General features: G+C 47.4%; 13 protein-coding genes and 1 pseudogene. 12 read left to right on the top strand and 2 right to left on the bottom strand.

Translation table 11 applies throughout. The features are described from left to right. Window positions 1-133: 133 nt before the first annotated feature. The 3 genes from OSC7112_RS21645 (at window position 134) to sbcD (ending at window position 3427) form a co-directional block, all read left to right on the top strand. The gene (locus tag OSC7112_RS21645) at window positions 134-1411 is read left to right on the top strand and encodes an ATP-dependent DNA ligase (RefSeq protein ID WP_015177905.1); all 1278 of its coding nucleotides are present in this window, start codon (window positions 134-136) and stop codon (window positions 1409-1411) included. 89 nt (window positions 1412-1500) lie between these two features. Continuing rightward, complete coding sequence (locus OSC7112_RS21640; RefSeq protein ID WP_015177904.1) at window positions 1501-2076, top strand: Uma2 family endonuclease; 576 nt, start codon at window positions 1501-1503, stop codon at window positions 2074-2076. Window positions 2077-2185: 109 nt separating this feature from the next. Next, window positions 2186-3427, top strand: coding sequence for an exonuclease subunit SbcD (gene sbcD, locus OSC7112_RS21635; protein ID WP_015177903.1), 1242 nt, complete (start codon window positions 2186-2188; stop codon window positions 3425-3427). A gap of 84 nt (window positions 3428-3511) precedes the next feature. Here sbcD and fmt read toward each other — a convergent pair whose 3' ends face one another. Both fmt and OSC7112_RS21625 read right to left on the bottom strand, forming a co-directional pair. Further along, window positions 3512-4510, bottom strand: a complete 999-nt coding sequence (fmt, locus tag OSC7112_RS21630; RefSeq protein WP_015177902.1) for a methionyl-tRNA formyltransferase — start codon at window positions 4508-4510, stop codon at window positions 3512-3514. A gap of 37 nt (window positions 4511-4547) precedes the next feature. Continuing rightward, window positions 4548-5126 carry a Uma2 family endonuclease gene (locus OSC7112_RS21625; RefSeq protein ID WP_015177901.1) on the bottom strand — a complete coding sequence of 193 codons (579 nt, stop codon included), beginning with the start codon at window positions 5124-5126 and terminating at the stop codon, window positions 4548-4550. Between the two features lie 51 nt (window positions 5127-5177). On the opposite strand from OSC7112_RS21625, the gene OSC7112_RS21620 reads away from it, so the two are divergent. The 9 genes and pseudogenes from OSC7112_RS21620 (at window position 5178) to OSC7112_RS21580 (ending at window position 19896) form a co-directional block, all read left to right on the top strand. Then, window positions 5178-6128 carry an RsmB/NOP family class I SAM-dependent RNA methyltransferase gene (locus OSC7112_RS21620; protein WP_015177900.1) on the top strand — a complete coding sequence of 317 codons (951 nt, stop codon included), beginning with the start codon at window positions 5178-5180 and terminating at the stop codon, window positions 6126-6128. Window positions 6129-6193: 65 nt separating this feature from the next. After that, window positions 6194-7534, top strand: a complete 1341-nt coding sequence (locus OSC7112_RS21615) for an ABC transporter substrate-binding protein (protein WP_015177899.1) — start codon at window positions 6194-6196, stop codon at window positions 7532-7534. A gap of 571 nt (window positions 7535-8105) precedes the next feature. Then, window positions 8106-10619, top strand: a complete 2514-nt coding sequence (locus OSC7112_RS21610; protein ID WP_015177898.1) for a sensor histidine kinase — start codon at window positions 8106-8108, stop codon at window positions 10617-10619. Window positions 10620-11369: 750 nt separating this feature from the next. Further along, the gene (locus OSC7112_RS21605) at window positions 11370-15074 is read left to right on the top strand and encodes a response regulator (RefSeq protein ID WP_015177896.1); all 3705 of its coding nucleotides are present in this window, start codon (window positions 11370-11372) and stop codon (window positions 15072-15074) included. Next, window positions 15067-15441: a response regulator gene (locus OSC7112_RS21600; protein ID WP_015177895.1), complete on the top strand. Its 375-nt coding sequence runs from the start codon at window positions 15067-15069 to the stop codon at window positions 15439-15441. Before OSC7112_RS21605 ends, OSC7112_RS21600 begins: the two co-directional genes overlap by 8 nt. Continuing rightward, complete coding sequence (locus tag OSC7112_RS21595) at window positions 15438-16496, top strand: adenylate/guanylate cyclase domain-containing protein (protein WP_015177894.1); 1059 nt, start codon at window positions 15438-15440, stop codon at window positions 16494-16496. Before OSC7112_RS21600 ends, OSC7112_RS21595 begins: the two co-directional genes overlap by 4 nt. Window positions 16497-16678: 182 nt before the next feature. Then, window positions 16679-17197, top strand: coding sequence for a Ycf51 family protein (locus OSC7112_RS21590; RefSeq protein WP_015177893.1), 519 nt, complete (start codon window positions 16679-16681; stop codon window positions 17195-17197). Window positions 17198-17708: 511 nt separating this feature from the next. Further along, a pseudogene (locus tag OSC7112_RS41195) lies at window positions 17709-18065 on the top strand (Uma2 family endonuclease); the annotation flags it as partial. Between the two features lie 133 nt (window positions 18066-18198). Then, entirely contained in the window at window positions 18199-19896 is a 1698-nt protein-coding gene (locus OSC7112_RS21580) for a tetratricopeptide repeat protein (protein WP_015177892.1), read from the top strand. The last annotated feature ends 117 nt before the right edge of the window (window positions 19897-20013 follow it).

Raw genomic sequence — 20013 nt, 5'->3', positions numbered from 1 at the left:
GCGGTTAAAAAATAAATCTAGTTCACAAATGAAAGAGTTAAATTTATTCACACCACCTAATTGTCAAATTACAATTGACTAATAAATCAATCTTTAGTATAGTATATAAATAGCCCTACATAAAGGAGGCAGTATGGACTGCACCGAATACGCAGAAGCCAAGCGAAAAGCAGCTAAAAAAATTAGCGCCGACATTCGAGAACGCTGGAACAATCGCATCATGACGCGAGGATTGCACTTGATGGGAGAAGCGGGGGCCGTGCAGTATTTGGCTGATTACGGGCGCGGCATCGGTACGGCAAAAGTTATTAGTTTTGCACTGTGCGCGGAGTCGGAAGGATACCCGGAAATGGCTTTTGGCTTTTGGAAAAGAGCGTTTGAATTGGAAACCGGAGAAAAGCCGATCGCCCTCAATACTCCAAACAATTCTACCGCCGATTTCGCTCCTGCTAAACAATCAGCTTCCGCCCCAAAAATAGAAACTGCCAACACTCCCATTGTTGCCGAATTGCCGCCGCACTTGCAGCCGGGAAGGATTGTCACGATGCAGCCGGTTGACGCGCCGAGCGATCGTTCTTATTACATCGAAAATCCCGAATATTGGGGACAGCCAAAGCGCGACGGCAATCGAGTCGTTGTCATTGCGACGCCAGATAAAGTATACTACCAATCGCGATCGACTAACCTGCGACAGCAACCATCGGTTGAGATCGATCGCACATTAATCGACACAGCCGCTAAAATTGGCACCTTTGTTTTAGACGGCGAACTGTATTACAAAAGCTGTACCGGCAGCGAACACCGCACGGGCGCGCAAGCTGCTACAGTTAATATTGAAAGCGGTTTTCCGACAATCCAGCCCAGCGCAATTTATGCCATTTTTAAAAGTTTGTTTTTCAAAGGCAATGATTTAACTACCGCGGCAGAATCAGAACGGATTGCAGCGGGAGTTGAAGTTGGCGAAAAGCTGGCAAATTTATCCCCAGCATTTGAAGTTTTACCGACATTTCGCAGCGCAGCCGAAAAACTCGTCCTGGCAAATCAGCAGGAATCTGAAAATAGAGAAGGCGAAGTTTGGGTGTTGCACAAATGCCGCTATGTCGGCGGCAAAGATGTTAAGCAATATCCGATTGTGAGGACTAAATACTGTCTAGAATTAGACCTTTTCATTGTCGGATTGACAAATACAAAAGTTGCAGGGCGGCCCTTTAGCGCCGTCAAAGTAGCGCAAGAAATTGATGGCAAATTAGTGCCAGTAGGAACCGTGGGAACCGGGTTTAGCGGGGAGGAAATGCAGGAAATTGCCCGACTCTACGAGGCTAACCCCAAAAGTGTCAAAATTAAAGTGCGATCGCAGGGTTTGACGGAAAGTGGCAAATTATGGCACGCACGATTTCTGGAGTTTTGTTAAATTTGTAGGAAAACGGCAGTGCCGTTTCCTTCCCCAAATATGTGAGTTTCCCGACATAGTATCAGATAAAATCAGCGGAGTAAAAATCAATGGTTATCAGCCAAAACAATTTCTACATTTCTCCCGAAGAGTACCTAGAAGGCGAGCGAGTAAGCCCGATCAAACACGAATACAGACGCGGACACGTTTATGCAATGACAGGGGCAAAAAAGCCTCACATTATTATTGGGAGTAATTTAGTTCGGCTGCTGGGAAATCATCTTCTGAATACGCCATGCTTAGTTCTTTCATCAGATATAAAAGTCCGACTGGAAGAGGCAAATTGCTATTACTATCCTGATGTGGCGGTGACTTGCGACGAAAGGGATACCTCAACTACTGAAGATTTCATTTTATATCCATCTTTAGTCGTTGAGGTGCTATCTCCCTCAACAGCAGCTTTCGACAGAGGCGATAAATTTGCCGATTACCAAACTTCTCCGAGTTTGCAAGAATACGTACTCATCACTCAATCTGAGATTAAAATTGAGTGTTTTCGGTTGAATGAGTCAGGAAATTGGGTGTCTCAAACTTACGGACAAGGAGATAGAGTAGAATTTGTTAGTGCGAATTTTAGTTGTGCAATTAGCGAAATTTATCAAAAAGTCCCCGGCATCATATTGTGATGTATGAAAAAAAACTTTCTTTGGTTCGCAGTCAGGAATGCAAGTCCTGCTTCTGAGGACTTCAGTCCTCACTCCGAACCGAAACGATAGCTAACCAATAGAAAAAACAATGATTAAAATCTTACACCTTTCAGACATTCACATGGGCAGCGGCTTTTCTCACGGCCGGATTAATCCAGAAACCGGTTTAAATACGCGGTTGGAAGACTTCGCGGCGACGCTGAGTAAATGTATGGACAGAGCAATTTCTGAACCCGTAGATTTAGTCATATTCGGCGGCGATGCTTTCCCGGATTCGACGCCTGCGCCGTTTGTAAAAGAGGCTTTTGCCCGCCAATTCAGCCGCTTGGTGGACGCGCAAATTCCGACGGTTTTGCTAGTAGGAAATCACGACCAACATTCTCAGGGACAAGGCGGCGCGAGTTTGGGAATTTACCGGACTTTGGGGATACCTAAGTTTATTGTAGGCGATCGCCTGGACACTCACCTGATTCAAACCCGCAGCGGGCCCGTACAGGTGGTAACATTGCCTTGGTTGACTCGATCGACCTTAATGACACGTTCCGAGACTGAAAGCCTGTCTATGGGCGATGTTAACCAATTGTTAACCGAAAAACTGACGATCGCAATGGAAGGCGAAATCCGGCGCCTCAACCCCGACATACCAACCGTACTTTTAGCGCACTTAATGGCAGATAAAGCAAGTCTGGGTGCCGAACGTTTTTTAGCAGTTGGAAAAGGTTTTAACATTCCCGTTTCCATGCTAACTCGCCCTTGTTTTGATTACGTTGCTCTCGGCCACGTTCACAAACACCAAAATCTCAACGCTTCCAACAATCCGCCCGTAATTTATCCCGGAAGTATCGAACGAGTTGATTTTAGCGAAGAGAAAGAAGATAAAGGTTTTGTGTTAGTTAATTTGGAACGGGGGAAAGCAGAGTGGGAATTTTGCACTTTGCCAGTCCGGGTATTTCAGACTATTAAAGTGAATGTTTCGGAATCGGAAAACCCGCAAGCAGAGTTAGTTAAAGCTATTGGCAAGAAACAGATACAAGACGCGGTTGTGAGATTAATTTACCAATTGCGATCGGAACAATTGGATTTAATCGACAACGCAGAATTGCACGCACTTCTGGCCGAAGCGCACAGCTACACAATTCAGCCGGAATTAGTCAGTCAGCTAGCTAGACCGCGGTTGCCCGAATTGAATGCTAATAATAGTATAGAACCGTTAGAAGCTTTGAAAACTTATCTGGCAAGTCGCGAAGATTTGAAAGATGTTGCGGAGAGTATGTTGGAGGCGGCGCAGGGTTTGTTGGGCGGCGCGGAGGAAGTTTTGGTAGAATTCTAGGTCAAGAATCGCGCATATAATTACAGGATGATTTTGCTGCAAAATATTGTAGGGTGGGCATCTTGCCCGCCCTAAATATACTATTTAACTCCCAAAAATCTCACCCACCGCCAACCGAGTTCCGTTGGCAAAATCCACCCCAGATTGCACCTTTTTCCCCGCTAACTGCACCTCCCGCAACAATAATAAACCATCACCGGTTTGGACGATCGCCCCCAAGCCCTTCACAACCTTGACAACTGCCCCATTTTCCCCCGATAACTGATCCAAAACAGGCCATTCGCGTTCCAAAACTCTCAAATCGGGCGGTAATTGCAGCCAATATTCCGGCCCGACGGGCACAGTAGCTATCACCTTCAGAGAATTGCCGCGAAAAGTCGTCGTGCAATCCGGGAAAAAGCCCCTAACTTGATTGTGAAGGTCGATCGCACTTTTCGACCAATCCAGCACGCAATCTGCACTCTTAATCATCGGCGCATAAGTCGCTTCAGCATCATCTTGAACAACAGCTTCAATTTGGTCGTCCCTCAATTTCACCAAAGTTTCCACCAACAAATCCGCCCCAATTTCCGCCAACCTATCCGCCAAAGAATCAGCATTATCCAACAGCGAAATACCAGCAAAAGCCTTCAACAGCATCGCCCCAGTATCCATGCCAGCATCCATCAGCATAGTAGTAATTCCTGTTGTCTTTTCCCCGTCAAAAAGACAGCGCTGAATCGGCGCCGCACCGCGATACTTCGGCAAAATTGAACCGTGAACGTTAACGCAAGCCAAACTAGGAATATCCAGAATTTCTTGAGAAAGAATTTGGCCGTAAGCCACCACCACAAAAACATCCGCCTCCGCTTCTCGCAACTTAGCCAGCGTTTCCGCATCCTTCTTAATTCGGCGCGGCTGCCAAACCGGGAGACTGTGATTTAAAGCCACATCTTTTACAGGTGAAGGCATCAATTGATTCCCTCTTCCCCGGCGTTTGTCAGGCTGAGTCACCACACCCACAACCTCAAATTCTGGGTGACTTAGCAAACTGGATAAAGTAGGAACCGCAAAATCGGGAGTGCCAAAAAATACAATTTTCATAGATTTTTACTTATTTAGTACAATAATAACAACAAAACTACGCCATTAATTCATCCACCGCCACCCTAAATCCTGGCAAAACAACCTGAGTTACCGCCACCTCACCAGGCTTGAACAAAACCACCTGACTTTGAGTAATTACTAACACCCAACTACTCTTAGGAAACAGCAGCCAAACTTCCAAACATCCCGATTCTAAATACTCCTGTGCCTTAGCAAAAACATCATCTGCAAAATCGCTAGGCGAAACAATCTCAGCTAGCAGCGGAAAACTCTGGGGCAAAACTGAAAACTCCCCAGCTTGCGCCAACAGTTCAGGAGTAATATAAGATACATCGGGTATTCGCCCTTTTTTTATAGTTTGACAAGTGACTTCCACATAAACCTCGCCCCCTTGGCCGCTTGAGATCATGTAACTTCTCCAGTAATAATTTAGCTTTGATTGAATGCGGCGAGTCTTTGCAGTCATTCCCGGTTTCCCCACTACTTCTCCATTGACAAATTCTACAGGATGTTTGACTATAACTTTACCGTCCGCCCACTCCGTCCCGTCAGGAGGATTTTGCATCCATTCTTCCCAAGTTAAATCTAACTGTTCTACACTAGGAACGATCATCTGATTTACAGTTTTTAGTGTTCATCTCAATCTTATCATATCTGTCAGAACATGGAAAGCCCGTCGAATCTCCTGCTGAAACTCAGCCGCAGCTTATTTGCCGATACCGCCGAACAAGAAAAGTTTATTCACGCAGTCACAAATCCCCAACCTTTTAATCCTGCCATCTTGTGGTTGCGACCAAAACCTACAGAAAACCCATTTTATCTCGAAATTCCCGTTTCTTGGCAACCGGAATTTGTAGATAGACTGGCATTAGAATCCCAGCCGGGAAAACATTCCTTACATCAAGCAGGACATTACTACTGTCTCGACTTTTCCTCAATCTTTGCTGCCTCCACACTGTTAACAATACCGCAGCCAATCAAACTAATCTTAGATATGTGCGCCGCCCCCGGAGGAAAAAGTATATTTGCCTGGAAAACATTAAAGCCAGAATTGCTATTGTGCAACGAAGTCATAGGCAAACGCATGGGAATGCTGATCTCTAATTTAAGACGCTGCCAAATTCAACCATCCGCCGCCACCAACCTCGATTCAAAAATACTTGCCGAAAAGATGCCACAAACGGCTAATTTAGTAATAGTAGATGCTCCTTGTACCGGTCAATCACTCTTAGCAAAAGGAGACAAAGCACCCGGCTGCTTTCATCATGTCACCATCAACAGCAATGCCAACCGCCAAAAAAGAATTTTAGCCAATTCTGCTAAAATTGTAGCGCCGCAAGGTTATCTTGCATACATGACCTGCACTTATTCAACCGCAGAAAATGAACAAGTCAGCGAATGGCTGTTAAGCAAATTCCCCGAATTTGGGCCAGTCACTGTTCCTCATTTAGAAAAATATCGATCGCACCTGACAGAAATTCCTTGCTATCGGATGTGGCCGCAAGATAGACTAGGAGCAGGAGCTTTCACCGTTTTGTTTCAAAACACCTCGGATGGAGAGAGAAATCAGCTACCAGCAGATTTTCGAGATTTAGCTCGTTTTACCAACCTCTAACTATCCGCGTTCATCCCCGTTCATCTGCGGTTAAAAAAATCTTCTTCCCTTAATCTAACTAAAAAATGATATTATCCAAATTATCCAAAGCAATTAAAAGGCAACTCAAACTAGCGATCGGCATTTTAATCACCTTAAATCTGCTAATATTAAGCGGCTGTCAAAACAGCACCACCCCAGCCTCAAAAAACGGCGAACCGATCGAACTCATACTGTGGCACGGCATAAATCCTCCGCCAAATCGCGACGTATTTCAAACCCTCACAGACCAATTCAACAAAACGCATCCCAACATCCATATCGAACCAGTTTACATCGGCCAGCCAGACCAACAACTCCCAAAAATACTAACAGCAATCGTTGGAAATGCACCGCCGGATTTGCTGTGGAATGCTGCCACAATTTCAGGAAAACTAGCAGAACTGAACGCAATTGAACCCTTAGAAAACTGGCTCGACAAATCGCCCCGGAAAGCCGAAATCGACCCGGCACTCTTCGAGTCAATGGAACTCGGCGGACACACTTGGTCAGTTCCCCTAGCGACAAACAACGTCGCCATCTTTTACCGTCCCAGCTTATTTGCAGCAGCAGGAATCAAAGAAGTGCCGGAGAATTGGGCGCAATTAAAGCAAGCAGCCCGATCGCTCACCCGAGACACCAACGGAGACGGCCGCACAGACCAACACGGCATAGTGCTCCCCCTAGGCAAAGGAGAATGGACAGTATTTACCTGGCTGCCATTCATGTTCAGCGCAGGCGGCGAACTCAAAGGCGAAATACCTCAAAGTCCTGTACCCCAAATAGATAATCCCGGTTCTCGCGCCGCCTTAGAATTGTGGAGCGACTTGTTAAAAGAAGGTTCAGCAATATTGTCAGCACCCGAACGCGGTTACGAACTCGACAACTTCATCGCCGGAAAAGTCGCCATGCAAATCACCGGGCCCTGGACGCTAGCACAGTTGCAGCAAAGTGCGATCGACTACGGAGCAATGCCTTTACCGAGCCTCAAACGCCCCGCAGCCGTCGTAGGGGGTGAAAACATATTTTTAATGAAAACCTCGCCAGAACGAGAGCGAGCAGCCCTAGTATTCTTAGAATACGTTATAGGTGAAGAATTCCAAACAGCATGGGCATTGGGAACAGGTTACTTGCCCGTTAACTTAAAATCGAGACAGAGCCAAGCTTATCAAAGCTTTGTGGAAAAAAACCCTGTTTTGCAAGTATTTTTAAAACAAATGAACTCAGCAAGAGCGCGACCCATTATATCAGGTTACTCCCGCCTGTCAGAAAACCTCGGTCGCGCCATAGAGGCAACCCTTCTCGGCCGCAACCCCCAAGAAGCCCTTAAAGAATCTCAAGAGCGTTTGACACTAACCTTAGATATTGCAACAGCTAAAGAGAAATAGACAAGAAAAAATATTTTTTTAGCTGGAAATTATCGGCTTTCACTGTATTCGATCGCCAGACTTGAAGCCTCGATTGATTGGTTAAAAATATAGTGAAAATCACTACCGCCTGCAATTCTAATCAGAAACCGTGTTTCTTGCCCCAAACTTACCTAAAAGCAGAGATTTTACGTCGCTCTTATTGGTATTTTAGGTATTTTAGGTATTTTAGGTATTATTGAGCATGGTGCAAGATGTTAGGGTGAATAGAGTTACGATCGCCAGACACAAAAAGACATCCGCTGTCGGTCGGTAATAAATTTTTAACAAAAACCAAAAAATGACAAACCAATTGCTTAGCCATTAGAGATATATTTACAAAAAAGTGATCCTCCCGAAATTCATGGGCAGCTTCGATCGAACAAAAAAACCGCTCCCTCAACGGCACCACAAAAAGTTAGCTCAAAAGCTTCTCCCACTACCTACCACCCATGACCTACCATCACCTAATAGAAACATTTTCTCTACCCTCTGCCTGTCCCGTGCCACCTACTGAGATCCCAACAACCGTCCACCTTTTCCCCAAACGACCATGCAGACAAAGTTCCTTAACGCAATCAAAGGACATTCCTGGCGGTACTTCCTCGCAGTAGGCGCGATCGCCCTGGTCTACTATTGGGCGTCGCAATTCGCCATTTCCACCCTCACCCTCAGTTCAGAAATTTACCCGATGTGGCCGGCAGCAGGAATTGCCCAAGCCGCCCTGCTGCTGTTCGGGCGGCAACTGTGGCCGGGAGTCGCGATCGGAGGCTTCCTGTTCAGCATGAGCGTACCGTCGGCCAACATCGGCACGGCATTGATCTCGGCAGGCGCCAGAACCCTGCAAGCCTGGACGGGAACTTATCTACTCCAGGGCATTAACTTTAGCGCCGGGCTCGATCGGCTCAAAGACGTTTTAGGAATAGTCGGACTAGCAGCCTTGGGCTCTACCCTAATCAACTCCACCATCGGCAGCATCGTCGTCTGCCTGACCGGTTTATCTAGCTGGAGCGATTTTGGCACGATTTGGGGGACTTGGTGGGTGGGAGACGCTATGGGAATTGTGCTCGTTGCCCCGCTGCTGCTGACGTGGCAACAATTGCCCAAAGTCCCCACCCATCCCAAACAGATAGCTGAACGAGGGATTTGGCTGCTGCTGCTACTAGCAGTCGGCTGGCTCGTATTTTGCTCCCGCACCCGCGCCGCCTACGCCCGCTATCCCCTCGAATACTTACCATTTCCCCTAGTAGTTTGGGCTGCCTTTCGATTCGGTCAGGGCTACACCGCCCTCTCCAACCTCATCCTCTGCGGCTTCGCCATCTGGGGTATCGCCCGAGGCAGCGGCCCCTTCCTCAAACACGCCAGCAGTATCCCCCAAGCACTGTTATCCCTGCAAGCCTTCATCGCCGTCATCGCCGTCACCGGCTTAGTATTAGCTGCCACCGTCGCCGAACGCCACCAAGCAGAAGCCTCTCTGCGCGCCAGCGAAGCCAGCCTCGCTAACGCCCAGCGCATCGCCCAGCTAGGCAACTGGGACTTAGACCGCAAGGCCCAGCAATTGCGGTGGTCAGAGGAAATTTACCGCATCCTGGGACAGCAACCGGGAACTTTTGAACCCAGCCTTGAAGCCTTTTTGGAATACGTGCACCCTGAAGACAGAGAATTAGTCAAAACCTCGATCGAAGCCGCTGTATTTCAGCAACAGCCTTACAGCATAGACTACAGGCTCATACTCCCCGACGGCAGCAACCGCACAGTCTACGAACAAGCCGATGTCAACTCCCTCTACATCACCAGCACCGTCCAAGACATCACAGACAGAAAGCAAGCCGAAGCCGCCCTGCGTTCTTCAGAAGAAAGATTTTCCAAGGCCTTTCACGCCTCCCCAGTCGGGATCAGCATCTGCACCCTCACAGACGGATGCTTCCTCGATGCCAACGAAAGCTTTTTGCGCTCATTAGGCTGGCTGCGGCACGAATTTATCGGCCGCACTCCCAGCGACTTAGGAATGTTTGTCAATTCAGAAGACGGGGGGCGGCTCGCCCAGATTTTGCAATCACAAAATTCGATCGGCAACCAAGAAATCAAAATTCGCACCAAAGCCGGCGAAGTGCGCGACTGGCTGCTGTCAGTGGAACTCATCGACCTCGGCAGCACTCAGTGCGTTTTAATCATGACCACCGACATCACCGAACGCTTGCGTTCCGAAGAATTCCGCCGCGCCGCACTAGCCGCCGAAGCTGCAAATAGATCCAAAAGCATTTTTCTCGCCAACATGAGTCACGAACTCAGAACCCCCCTCAACGCCATCATCGGCTACAGCGAGATCCTGCAAGAAGACGCCCGAGACCTTGGTGCCGAAGAGTTCATCGACGACCTCCAGAGAATTAACACGGCCGGCCAGCACCTACTCGCGCTGATTAAAGATATTCTCGACTTGACCAAAATTGAAGCAGGCCGCATCGACTTCCACCTCGAAACATTCAGCATTGCAACTCTGGTTAAGGAAGTAGTTGCCACGATCGCGCCGATGGCAGACAAAAATAGCAATATCCTAGAAATACAATGCCCCGAGGATATTGGCTCGATGCAGACTGACTTGACTAAACTCCGGCAGTCTCTGCTCAACCTCCTCAGCAATGCCGCGAAATTTACTTGCTCCGGCGCGATTACCTTCGCCGTTACCCGATCCGTCGAAACCCCCGCCGACGCTGCAACGAAAGGCAAAAAACTTGGAGCGTATAGAGAAGGTGGCCAAGCTGAAAATAGCTTGTCTCTCTTATCTTCCGCTCAAGATTGGATCGTTTTTACGGTCAAAGATACCGGCATTGGCATGAGTCCCGAACAGTTAGCCAAAATCTTTGAGCCTTTCACCCAAGCCGATTCCTCAACTACTAAGAAGTACGGCGGCACTGGTTTGGGGCTGACAATTACTAAGAAATTCTGCGAAATGATGGGCGGAGACATTACCGCATTCAGTGAGGTGGGCAAAGGTTCTACTTTTACCATTCGGCTGCCAGCTATTTTCACCGACCTTTCAATCTCAACTGAAAAGTCTGACAAATAATATTTTTTTGACAGTTATTTTCGATGCCTGCAAATTTTATTTTTCTCCACTCTTTGCTGATTAGTTCGCTAGCAGTTATGGAGATTGGGCCCATAATTTATCACACGATAAAATCACTTTTTTTCCTAGGTTTTTATAAGATAGAGGTAGAAGATTAGGCCGATTAGATAACCATAATTAATTGATGAGTAAGTACGAAAAGCCCGGAAATTATTTCCGACGATCGGCGAATAATAATTTTTCCAGTCCAGTGCGAGCGTCCGCGATCGTTTTTTGGCTGCCACCTAGTTTTTGAGGGTAAGTTCACTTGATTAATGCTCCTAACAGTTTTTCTGTGGCCCAATGGCTGATTCTCGCTTGACTTGGATCGACTGTGGATAATTAAATCAATGTCATATCCACCCGTGACGCGGCATTTAATTTGACTTTTTGATTATCCTTGTCCTGTAAAGCTTGTAGTATCCTTCCCAAAAGTTTTCGGAGTATTGACTCGATCAGATGATATTATTATTTTTGAGCGTGCTGCCGACATTCAGAGGATTGGTTGTTGACTACCCTTAAAAGTTCTGAGAATTAATATAATTAGCGCAGTTTGAAAGATTTTGGAGAGGAGACACGATCCCTCGGCTTCTCAATACAACCTGTTATAGACTGCGATCGCGTACTTTTCCCCTAACCGTATACCTACGTATATATACTATTAATTAAAAAGATATACTGTAGAAAGTTGCCTACAAAGCGCCAGAAAATATGCACCCCCACCTCCAGCGCCAACTCGAACAGCTCGGTTTAGTCGGCGAGTCTCCCCCTCCCACTGCTGAGCAGTGGCAGCTTTTATTAGAGCAGGTAAGTTGTAGCTATGACCGAGTTCAGAGTCAGCAAGAACTTCAGCAGGAAGATTGTTTTAACTTGGAGACGGTGGCGCTCAAGGATTTAACTGACTCGCCCCAGTCCCCTCAAGACTCTCCAACAGCTTCAGAATTCGATCGACTGCGGGCGAGTGTCAACAGTTTGGGGGCGGGATTGTGTATCCTTGACGCGAAGGGCTGTGTAATCTCGGTGAATCCAGAGGCAGAACGCTTGCTGGGGTGGCGAGAGTCGGAACTTGCAGGCGTTTCCCTGCTAGAGCGCATCGGGAAGCAAAACAAAGGCAACAAATCCCAAGTTTTTACGGCTCCGAAACAGTCGCCAAGCAAGAGTGAAGATGCGACGATCGCACCTACACTAGATTTACAAGAGGCGATCGCCTCCGGTCAACCTTGCAGCAATTGGGACGGCGAGTTTCTGTGCCGCGACGGCAAGACTTTACCAGTTTCCTATTTTTTAAATCCCGCAGTTGATGGCGGCGAAATATCAGTTTTGGTGTTTTTTGACATTAGAGAACACAAGCGATCGATCTCGATGCTGCAAGCAGTTATAGAATCTGCAGATGCGGGAATTATCGCGGTTGACAGAAACGGCAATATATGCAGTTACAATCAGAAATTTGTCGAGATGTGGGGTTTGCCCGCCACCCAAGGAAAGTTTAACCGATCGACCTTCGGCACTGTCAAAAAACCGCTCGAAACAGGATTCCCCAACGCCCGGGAACAATTAAAAGACCCCCAAAGATTTCTCCAAAACGCGATCGAAGTGTCGGCCGATCCAGATACTCAAATCAGCGAGTTATTAGAGTTTAAAGACGGAAAAATTATTGAATTAAATTCGTTTCCCTCAAAAGTCGGAGCGAACACAGTCGGCAGAGTCTCGAGCTTTCGAGACGTTACCGATCGCCAAAAAGTAGAACGCGCTTTGCAGCATAGAGTAGAATTAAATCAGTTGATTGCCCGTTTGTCAATCAATTTCATCAGCCAGACAAGCTCGGAAACAGGCATATTTATCGATCGCACTCTCAAAGCAATCGCCACCTTCACCGGATTTGACCGCACTTACATCTACCTGTTATCAGAAGATAAAACCAGCGCCCAAAAAACCTACGAGTGGTGCAATGGTCTTCGGGAAATAGAAGACAGCACCGACCAACAATTAGACATGGCAAAAATTCCTTGGATTGCCGAAAAGCTCGATCGCGCCGAAGACCTCCACATCACAGAAATCGAGGGACTCCCGCCCCCCGTTCAGACTGAAATTGCCTATTTTCAAGGCAAGAATTTACCAGAAGTGCTGACTGAGTTCCCATCCCAAACAACCGATAAAGCAGCAACCTCCTCAACAAATACGATCGCACATTCTCCGGAAATAGAATTAAATAAACCTCAAAACAATCTGCAATCGCTCATAATTATTCCCCTAAATTGTAGTGAAAACCTAGTAGGATTTCTAGGATTCGAGAGCTTCCAACCCGCAACAGGTAGATCGACCGAAATATTAACTCCTCTAAAAATGGTAGGGGAAACAATCGCCAATGCCCTAGAACGCCAAAAAGCAGAATTCGCCTTGAGACAATCCGAAACAAAATACCGCAGCATCTTTGAAAACGCAGTCGAAGGCATATTCCAGACCACCCCAGACGGGCGCTACCTCAGCGCCAATCCCGCACTAGCCGAGATTTACGGCTACGAATCCTCTACCCAAATGCTTGCCGAACTCACAGATATCAACCGCCAACTTTACGTTAACCCCAATCGGCGCGCCGAGTTTATTGCCCAATTGGCCGCGCGCCGCCAAGTCTCAAAATTTGAGTCCCAAATATACCGCCGAGACGGTAGCACGATATGGATTTCTGAAAACGCCCGCAGCATCTGCGACGAAAACGGCAGCGTTTTGTACTACGAAGGCACAGTCCAAGACATCACCGATCGCAAACAGGCAGAATCCGCCATGCAGTTGGCCCTGGAAGCAGCAGAATCAGCCAACCGGGCAAAAAGCACATTTCTCGCCAACATGAGCCACGAACTTCGCACACCCCTCAACGCCATCATTGGCTACAGCGAAATGCTCCAAGAAGAAGCCGAAGAATTGGGCAGTTGCGAAGCCGTCCCCGACCTCGAAAAAATCTGCAGCGCCGGCAAACACCTGCTGTCCCTGATTGACGACATCCTAGATATTTCTAAAATTGAAGCAGGCCGAATGGATCTCTACTTAGAAACATTCGACATTCATACCTTAATTGAAAGTGCTGTTGCCACGGCCAGCCCGCTGGTCGAGAAAAACGGTAATACCCTAGAAGTGTACTGTCCAGACAACCTCGACACCATGCACGCGGACATGACAAAAGTGCGGCAAGTGCTGCTTAACTTGCTCAGCAACGCTGCCAAGTTCACACAAAACGGGAGAATTGCGATCGGAGTGGAAAGAATTAAAAATGAACAATTAAAAATGAAAAATCAAGAGGAATCTTCCCAAATTTTAATTTCCAACTCCGAATTTTTAAGTTTCCGCGTCGCCGACACCGGCATCGGCATGACACAAGAGCAATTGGATCGAGTTTTCCAACCTTTCACCCAAGCTGATGCCTCGACTACCCGCGAGTACGGCGGCACCGGTTTGGGACTAGCAATCAGCCAGCGCTTCTGTCAGATGATGGGCGGCAGCATTGAGGTCAGCAGCACCTCGGGCGCAGGCACCACTTTCACCGTGCTCTTGCCCAAAGCCATCAAACAGCCGGAAATCCCCAACAAAGTCCGCGACAGCACTAGCCCTCCGGACGCCCCCGCTATCGGTACGGTGCTGGTAGTTGACGACGACCCGATCTCGCGGGATTTAATCCAGCGCGCCCTCAGTCGCCAAGGACTGCACATAGAACTCGCCGGCGATGGCGAGCAAGCTCTCCGGCTCGCTAAGCAACTACGGCCAGACGCCATTACCCTGGACGTGATTATGCCCGGAATGGACGGCTGGGCGGTACTCTCAGCTCTGAAGGCAGATTCTGACCTTGCCGAAATTCCCGTAATCCTGCTATCCTTTGTGGGCAACAAAAGCCTCGGCTTTGCATTGGGTGCCTCGGACTACCTCACCAAACCAGTGGACGGCAAACGGCTGGCTGCCTTGTTGAACAAGTACCGACGCGACCAAGACGGCGTTGCAAGTAACAATTTGACCTGTCAGATTCTAATTGTGGAAGACGACGTTGCCACGCGCGGAATACTGCGAAGCGTACTAGAAACACAAGGCTGGGCAGTAACGGAAGCTGACAGCGGACGCGCTGCTCTCGATCGGCTAAAAGTTGCTCGTCCGCACCTGATATTACTAGATTTGATGTTGCCAGAAATGGATGGTTTTGAGTTGATCGGGGAAATTCGCAAATCCCATGCGGGAGATCCTATACCGATTGTTGTGATCACGGGGAAAAACTTGACACCGGCCGAAAGCCAGCAGCTAAACGGCTACGTCGAGCGGGTGCTACAAAAGGGAGTCTACAGTTGCGATACTTTGTTGCGCGATGTTCGCTCTATAGTGAATGACAGGTTCGATCGCAGGTACGACTCGAAAGGCAAGGAGAACACCAATGGCTAAAATCCTGTTGGTCGAAGATAACGAAATGAACAGGGATATGCTTTCCAGGCGTCTGGCCCGCAAGGGACACGAGGTCTTTATTGCTGTTGACGGTGCTGAGGGAGTGTCGATGGCCCTCGCGAAAGTACCGGATTTGATTCTGATGGACATGAGTCTGCCGGTTTTAGACGGGTGGCAAGCAACGCAGCAAATTAAGGCGGCTCCTGAAACTAGCAGGATTCCGGTGATTGCCCTGACGGCTCACGCAATGGCGGGCGATCGTGAAAAGTGTCTGGCCGCCGGCTGCAATGACTACGACACTAAACCGGTCGAGTTTCCCAGACTTTTGGGTAAAATTGAAACTCTTCTGAAAGAGGCCCTGACATGAAAGGTGACGAGGGCAGCGTGCTGGTTGTTGACGACAATGAGGTAAACCGCGATTTGCTGGCCCGCCGGCTTCAGCGTCAAGGCCACGTGGTGACTGTTGCTGAAGATGGTCTCCAAGCTCTGGAAATGTTGCGAAGAGATCCTTTTGATTTGGTTCTCCTAGACATTATGATGCCGCAAATGAACGGCTATCAGGTGCTCGAAAGTCTGAAGGCGGACGAGAATTTGCGCTACATCCCGGTGATTATGATTTCGGCGGTGGACGATATCGACAGTATAGTCCGGTGTATAGAGTTGGGGGCGGAGGATTATCTTTCTAAACCGTTCAATCCGGTATTGCTCAAGGCTCGGATTAGCGCTTGTCTGGAAAAGAAGCGGCTGCGGGATAAGGAACAGGCGTATTTACACGAGTTGGCCCAGGAAAAGGAAAAGTCCGAGCGTTTGCTGTTAAATATTTTACCGAAGGCGATCGCCCAGCGCCTGAAACACGGGGAAATTACGATCGCAGACAGTTTCGCTGAGGTAACAGTAATGTTTGCCGATTTGGTCGGTTTTACTAAGCTTTCGGCTCATTTATCGCCGGCCCAATTGGTGGAGTTGCTCAACGAGATTTTTTCGGCTTTTGACGAGTTGGCCGAGCGCTACGGACTTGAGAAAATTAAGACGATCGGCGATGCTTATATGGTGGTTGGCGGTTTGCCGACGCCCAGCGACGACCACGCCGAGTCGATCGCCGAAATGGCGCTGGAAATTCAAGCAGCAATGACTAAGATGCGTACCAAGGGAGGTCAGCCGCTCAGCATTCGCATCGGCATCCACACAGGCCCGGTAGAAGCTGGGGTAATCGGTACTAAAAAATTTACTTACGATTTGTGGGGAGATACGGTAAATACAGCTTCCCGGATGGAATCTCAAGGCGTCCCCGGCAGCATTCAGGTGACAGTTGCTACCTACGAGCGCCTGCGGGGTAAGTACGTTTTTGAGGAGCGCGGCGTGATTCCAGTGAAGGGGAAAGGCGATATGATGACTTATCTGCTTGTGGCCCGAAACGCTTAATTAATCATTGGGCATTGGGCATCGGGTATCGGTAACTAATATCAACAGTCAATCGATTTTAGATTTTAGATTTTAGATTTTAGATTGTTATCAGTCAACAGTCAACAGTCAACAGTCAATCGATTTTAGATTGTTATCAGTCAACAGTCAACAGTCAACAGTCAACAGTCAACAGTCAACAAATGAACGTAAATTCTAACCTTTTAATGTACGCCCAATGGGCGGGAATGCTGACAGCAGCCTTGGCTATTCTAACTGTTATAGCATTTATCTTCAAATGGGGTTTTCGCTTCCGATTAGTAGGAGTGACAAGCTTTATGGGCGTGATTGCTGCGAGTATATTCGGTCTGGGTTTGGGACTGTTTACTCGCACAGAAATTCCCGGTGCGGTGCGCTATTCTTTAGTTTACGATACAGGCGGGGTTCAAACAGTAGTTACTGTGCCGCCTACGATCACCGAATCGGAATTAGAAGCAACGATGCGGCAAGCGGCTGCGGATTTGTACTCTCCAGGGCGCTCTGGGCGGGGCAGAGACTACATGACGATCCGGGTTCGTACAGTTCTACATCCAGAGCCTGGGCTGTCGCAGCCGCTGTTTTTGGGCGAGGTGAGACGATCGCTCGCGACTCGTGATGATGACAAAATGGCGATCGAAATCTTCCCCGAAAAAGTTGCTATTCTGAAAAAATATCAAGCCTGATAAATTCTGTAGGGGCGGGTTTTACCAACAATAATTGCCTCAAACAGACAATCTCAAAAACCCGCCCCCACCCACGAATTATCAGTAAGGTTCTCTTCGGCGCCCCCTAATAATTATTAATTTTTTAGTAAGTTAAGCTGTTCTACATTTAAATTGTCTGTTAAAAACAATTCCCGGTCTTGTGGGGTGGGCGTCCCGCCCGCCCTGAATCTACAATTTAAATGCGCGACAGCTTAGTGTCAAGTTTGGCTCGACTTAAATAACCTGATTACCACCGCCAAACACTAATTTAAATTTTAACTAATTTATTGTAATTTGCCCGGAAGATACTCTTTAAAAATTGATGAACGGATAGATTATCAAAAGAGCAATTACCAGAAATCATGATGATATTAATGAATTTACAGACAGACACTTTTATCAAGAGATTGATCGCCTGAAACTCAACTATGTAGTAAAACGAGGCTTCACCATCAAAACTACCACAAAATAAGGTACGGAACAAGGGCGAGTTCCTGATGTCAGTGTTATCGATCCTACTTTGTGGCGTGCTGAACGCAAAGCTTATACCGCACTGGAATCGCCGATTCAGTTAGCTGTCGAGGTAGTATCAACTAATTGGGAAGATGATTATGTTGACAAGCTAGATGAATACGAACGCTTGGGCATTGCTGAATACTGGATTATTGATTATTTAGCAATTGGAAAAAGAGAGTATTTGGGGAACCCTAAAATTCAGACGGTATTTGTGTTTTGTCTAAATGCTGAAGGAAAATATCAGCGCACTCAGTTTAGAGATAACGAACAAATTGTTTCGCCCACTTTTCCAGCATTAGTGCTGACGGCTGCTCAGGTATTGTCAGCTTAGTGCGGTTGTGTTAGTCTGCAGCAACATTGAACTTGCAAAAAATACTTTAAGATTATTAAGATTTTCCTCGGCTGATTAAAGGAATTAAGCAATTTCAAGAGAGTCTTGCACAACTTGATCCAGGAGGTTAGAAATGATTAATTGGAATGAACTGTACAATTTAGGCTTAGGCTTGTTTGAAAAAGGGAGAGCTTTTTTCGACGAAACTTTAGAAATGAAACCAGAGCCCCAAGCCTGTTACGATCGGGGCGTTGCACTGGGTAATTCAGGAAGATGGGAAGAAGCGATCGCCTCCTACGACAAAGCCTTAGAATTCAAACCAGATTATCACGAAGCCTGGAACAATCGGGGCAATGCACTGGGTAATTTAGGCAGATGGGAAGAAGCGATCGCCTCCTTCGACAAAGCCTTAGAATTTAAACCAGATGATGACGTAGCCTGGTACAATCGGGGCATTGGACTGGGTAATTTAGGCAGATGGGAAGAGGGGATCGCCTCTTACAACAAAACCTTAGAAATCAAACCCGATTATCACAAAGCTTGGTACAATAGGGGTATTGCATTGCATAATTTAGGGTTATTGGAAGAGGCGATCGCCTCCTACGACAAAGCCTTAGAATTCAAACCAGATTATCACGAAGCCTGGAACAATCGGGGCAATGCACTGGGTAATTTAGGCAGATGGGAAGAAGCGATCGCCTCCTACGAGAAAGTCTTAGAATTCAAACCCGATTATCACGAAGCCTGGAACAATCGAGGCATTACACTGGGTAATTTAGGCAGATGGGAAGAAGCGATCGCCTCCTTCGATAAAGCCTTAGAATTCAAAGCAGATTATCACGAAGCCTGGAACAATCGGGGCAATGCACTGGGTAATTTAGGCAGATTGGAAGAAGCGATCGCCTCCTTCGATAAAGCCTTAGAATTCAAAGCAGATTATCACGAAGCCTGGAACAATCGGGGCAATGCACTGGGTAATTTAGGCAGATTGGAAGAAGCGATCGCCTCCTTCGATAAAGCCTTAGAATTCAAAGCAGATTATCACCAAGCCTGGAACAATCGGGGTATTACACTGGGTAAATTAGGCAGATTGGAAGAAGCCCTCGCCTCCTACGACAAAGCCTTAGAAATCAAACCAGATGACGAAGCCTGGTACAATCGGGGCATTGCACTGGGTAAATTAGGCAGATGGGAAGAAGCCCTCGCCTCCTTCGACAAAGCCTTAGAAATCAAACCAGATAAAGACGAAGCCTGGTACAATCGGGGCATTGCACTGGATGATTTAGGCAGATGGGAAGAGGCGATCGCCTCCTACGACAAAGCCTTAGAAATCATACCAGATGACGCAGCCTGGAACAATCGGGGCATTGCACTGGGTAATTTAGGCAGGTTGGAAGAAGCCATCGCCTCCTACGACAAAGCCTTAGAAATTAAACCTGATTCATACGAATCCTGGTACAATCGGGGTTCTGCAATGATTAATTTAGGAAGATTGGAAGAAGCGATCGCCTCCTACGACAAAGCCTTAGAAATCAAACCAGATGATGACGCAGCCTGGTACAATCGGGGTTATTCACTGCGTAATTTAGGAAGATGGGAAGAAGCGATCGCCTCCTACAATAAAGCCTTAGAAATCATACCAGATGATGACGAAGCATTTTATAATAAAGCTTGCTGCTATGCGTTACAGAGTCAGAGTGACCAAGCGATTCATAATTTGCAGCAAGCCATCAATCTGAATCCTGACAAATGGCGAGAAATGGCAAAAACTGACTCTGATTTTGACAGCATTCGATCGGATACTCGGTTTCAAGCCTTGATTCAAGAATAGGGATTTGCCCTTGGGCGGGGCGGGTTTATGAGATTGTCGGTTTGAGGCAATTATTCTTGGTAAAACCCGCCCTTACAGCCTCAAAAACACTTTTAAACGAAGCTGATGGACACGATA

Origin of the sequence: Oscillatoria nigro-viridis PCC 7112 (genome assembly GCF_000317475.1) — a bacterium.
GTDB classification, from domain to species: domain Bacteria; phylum Cyanobacteriota; class Cyanobacteriia; order Cyanobacteriales; family Microcoleaceae; genus Microcoleus; species Microcoleus nigroviridis.
This window is presented reverse-complemented; position numbering and strand designations above follow the sequence as displayed.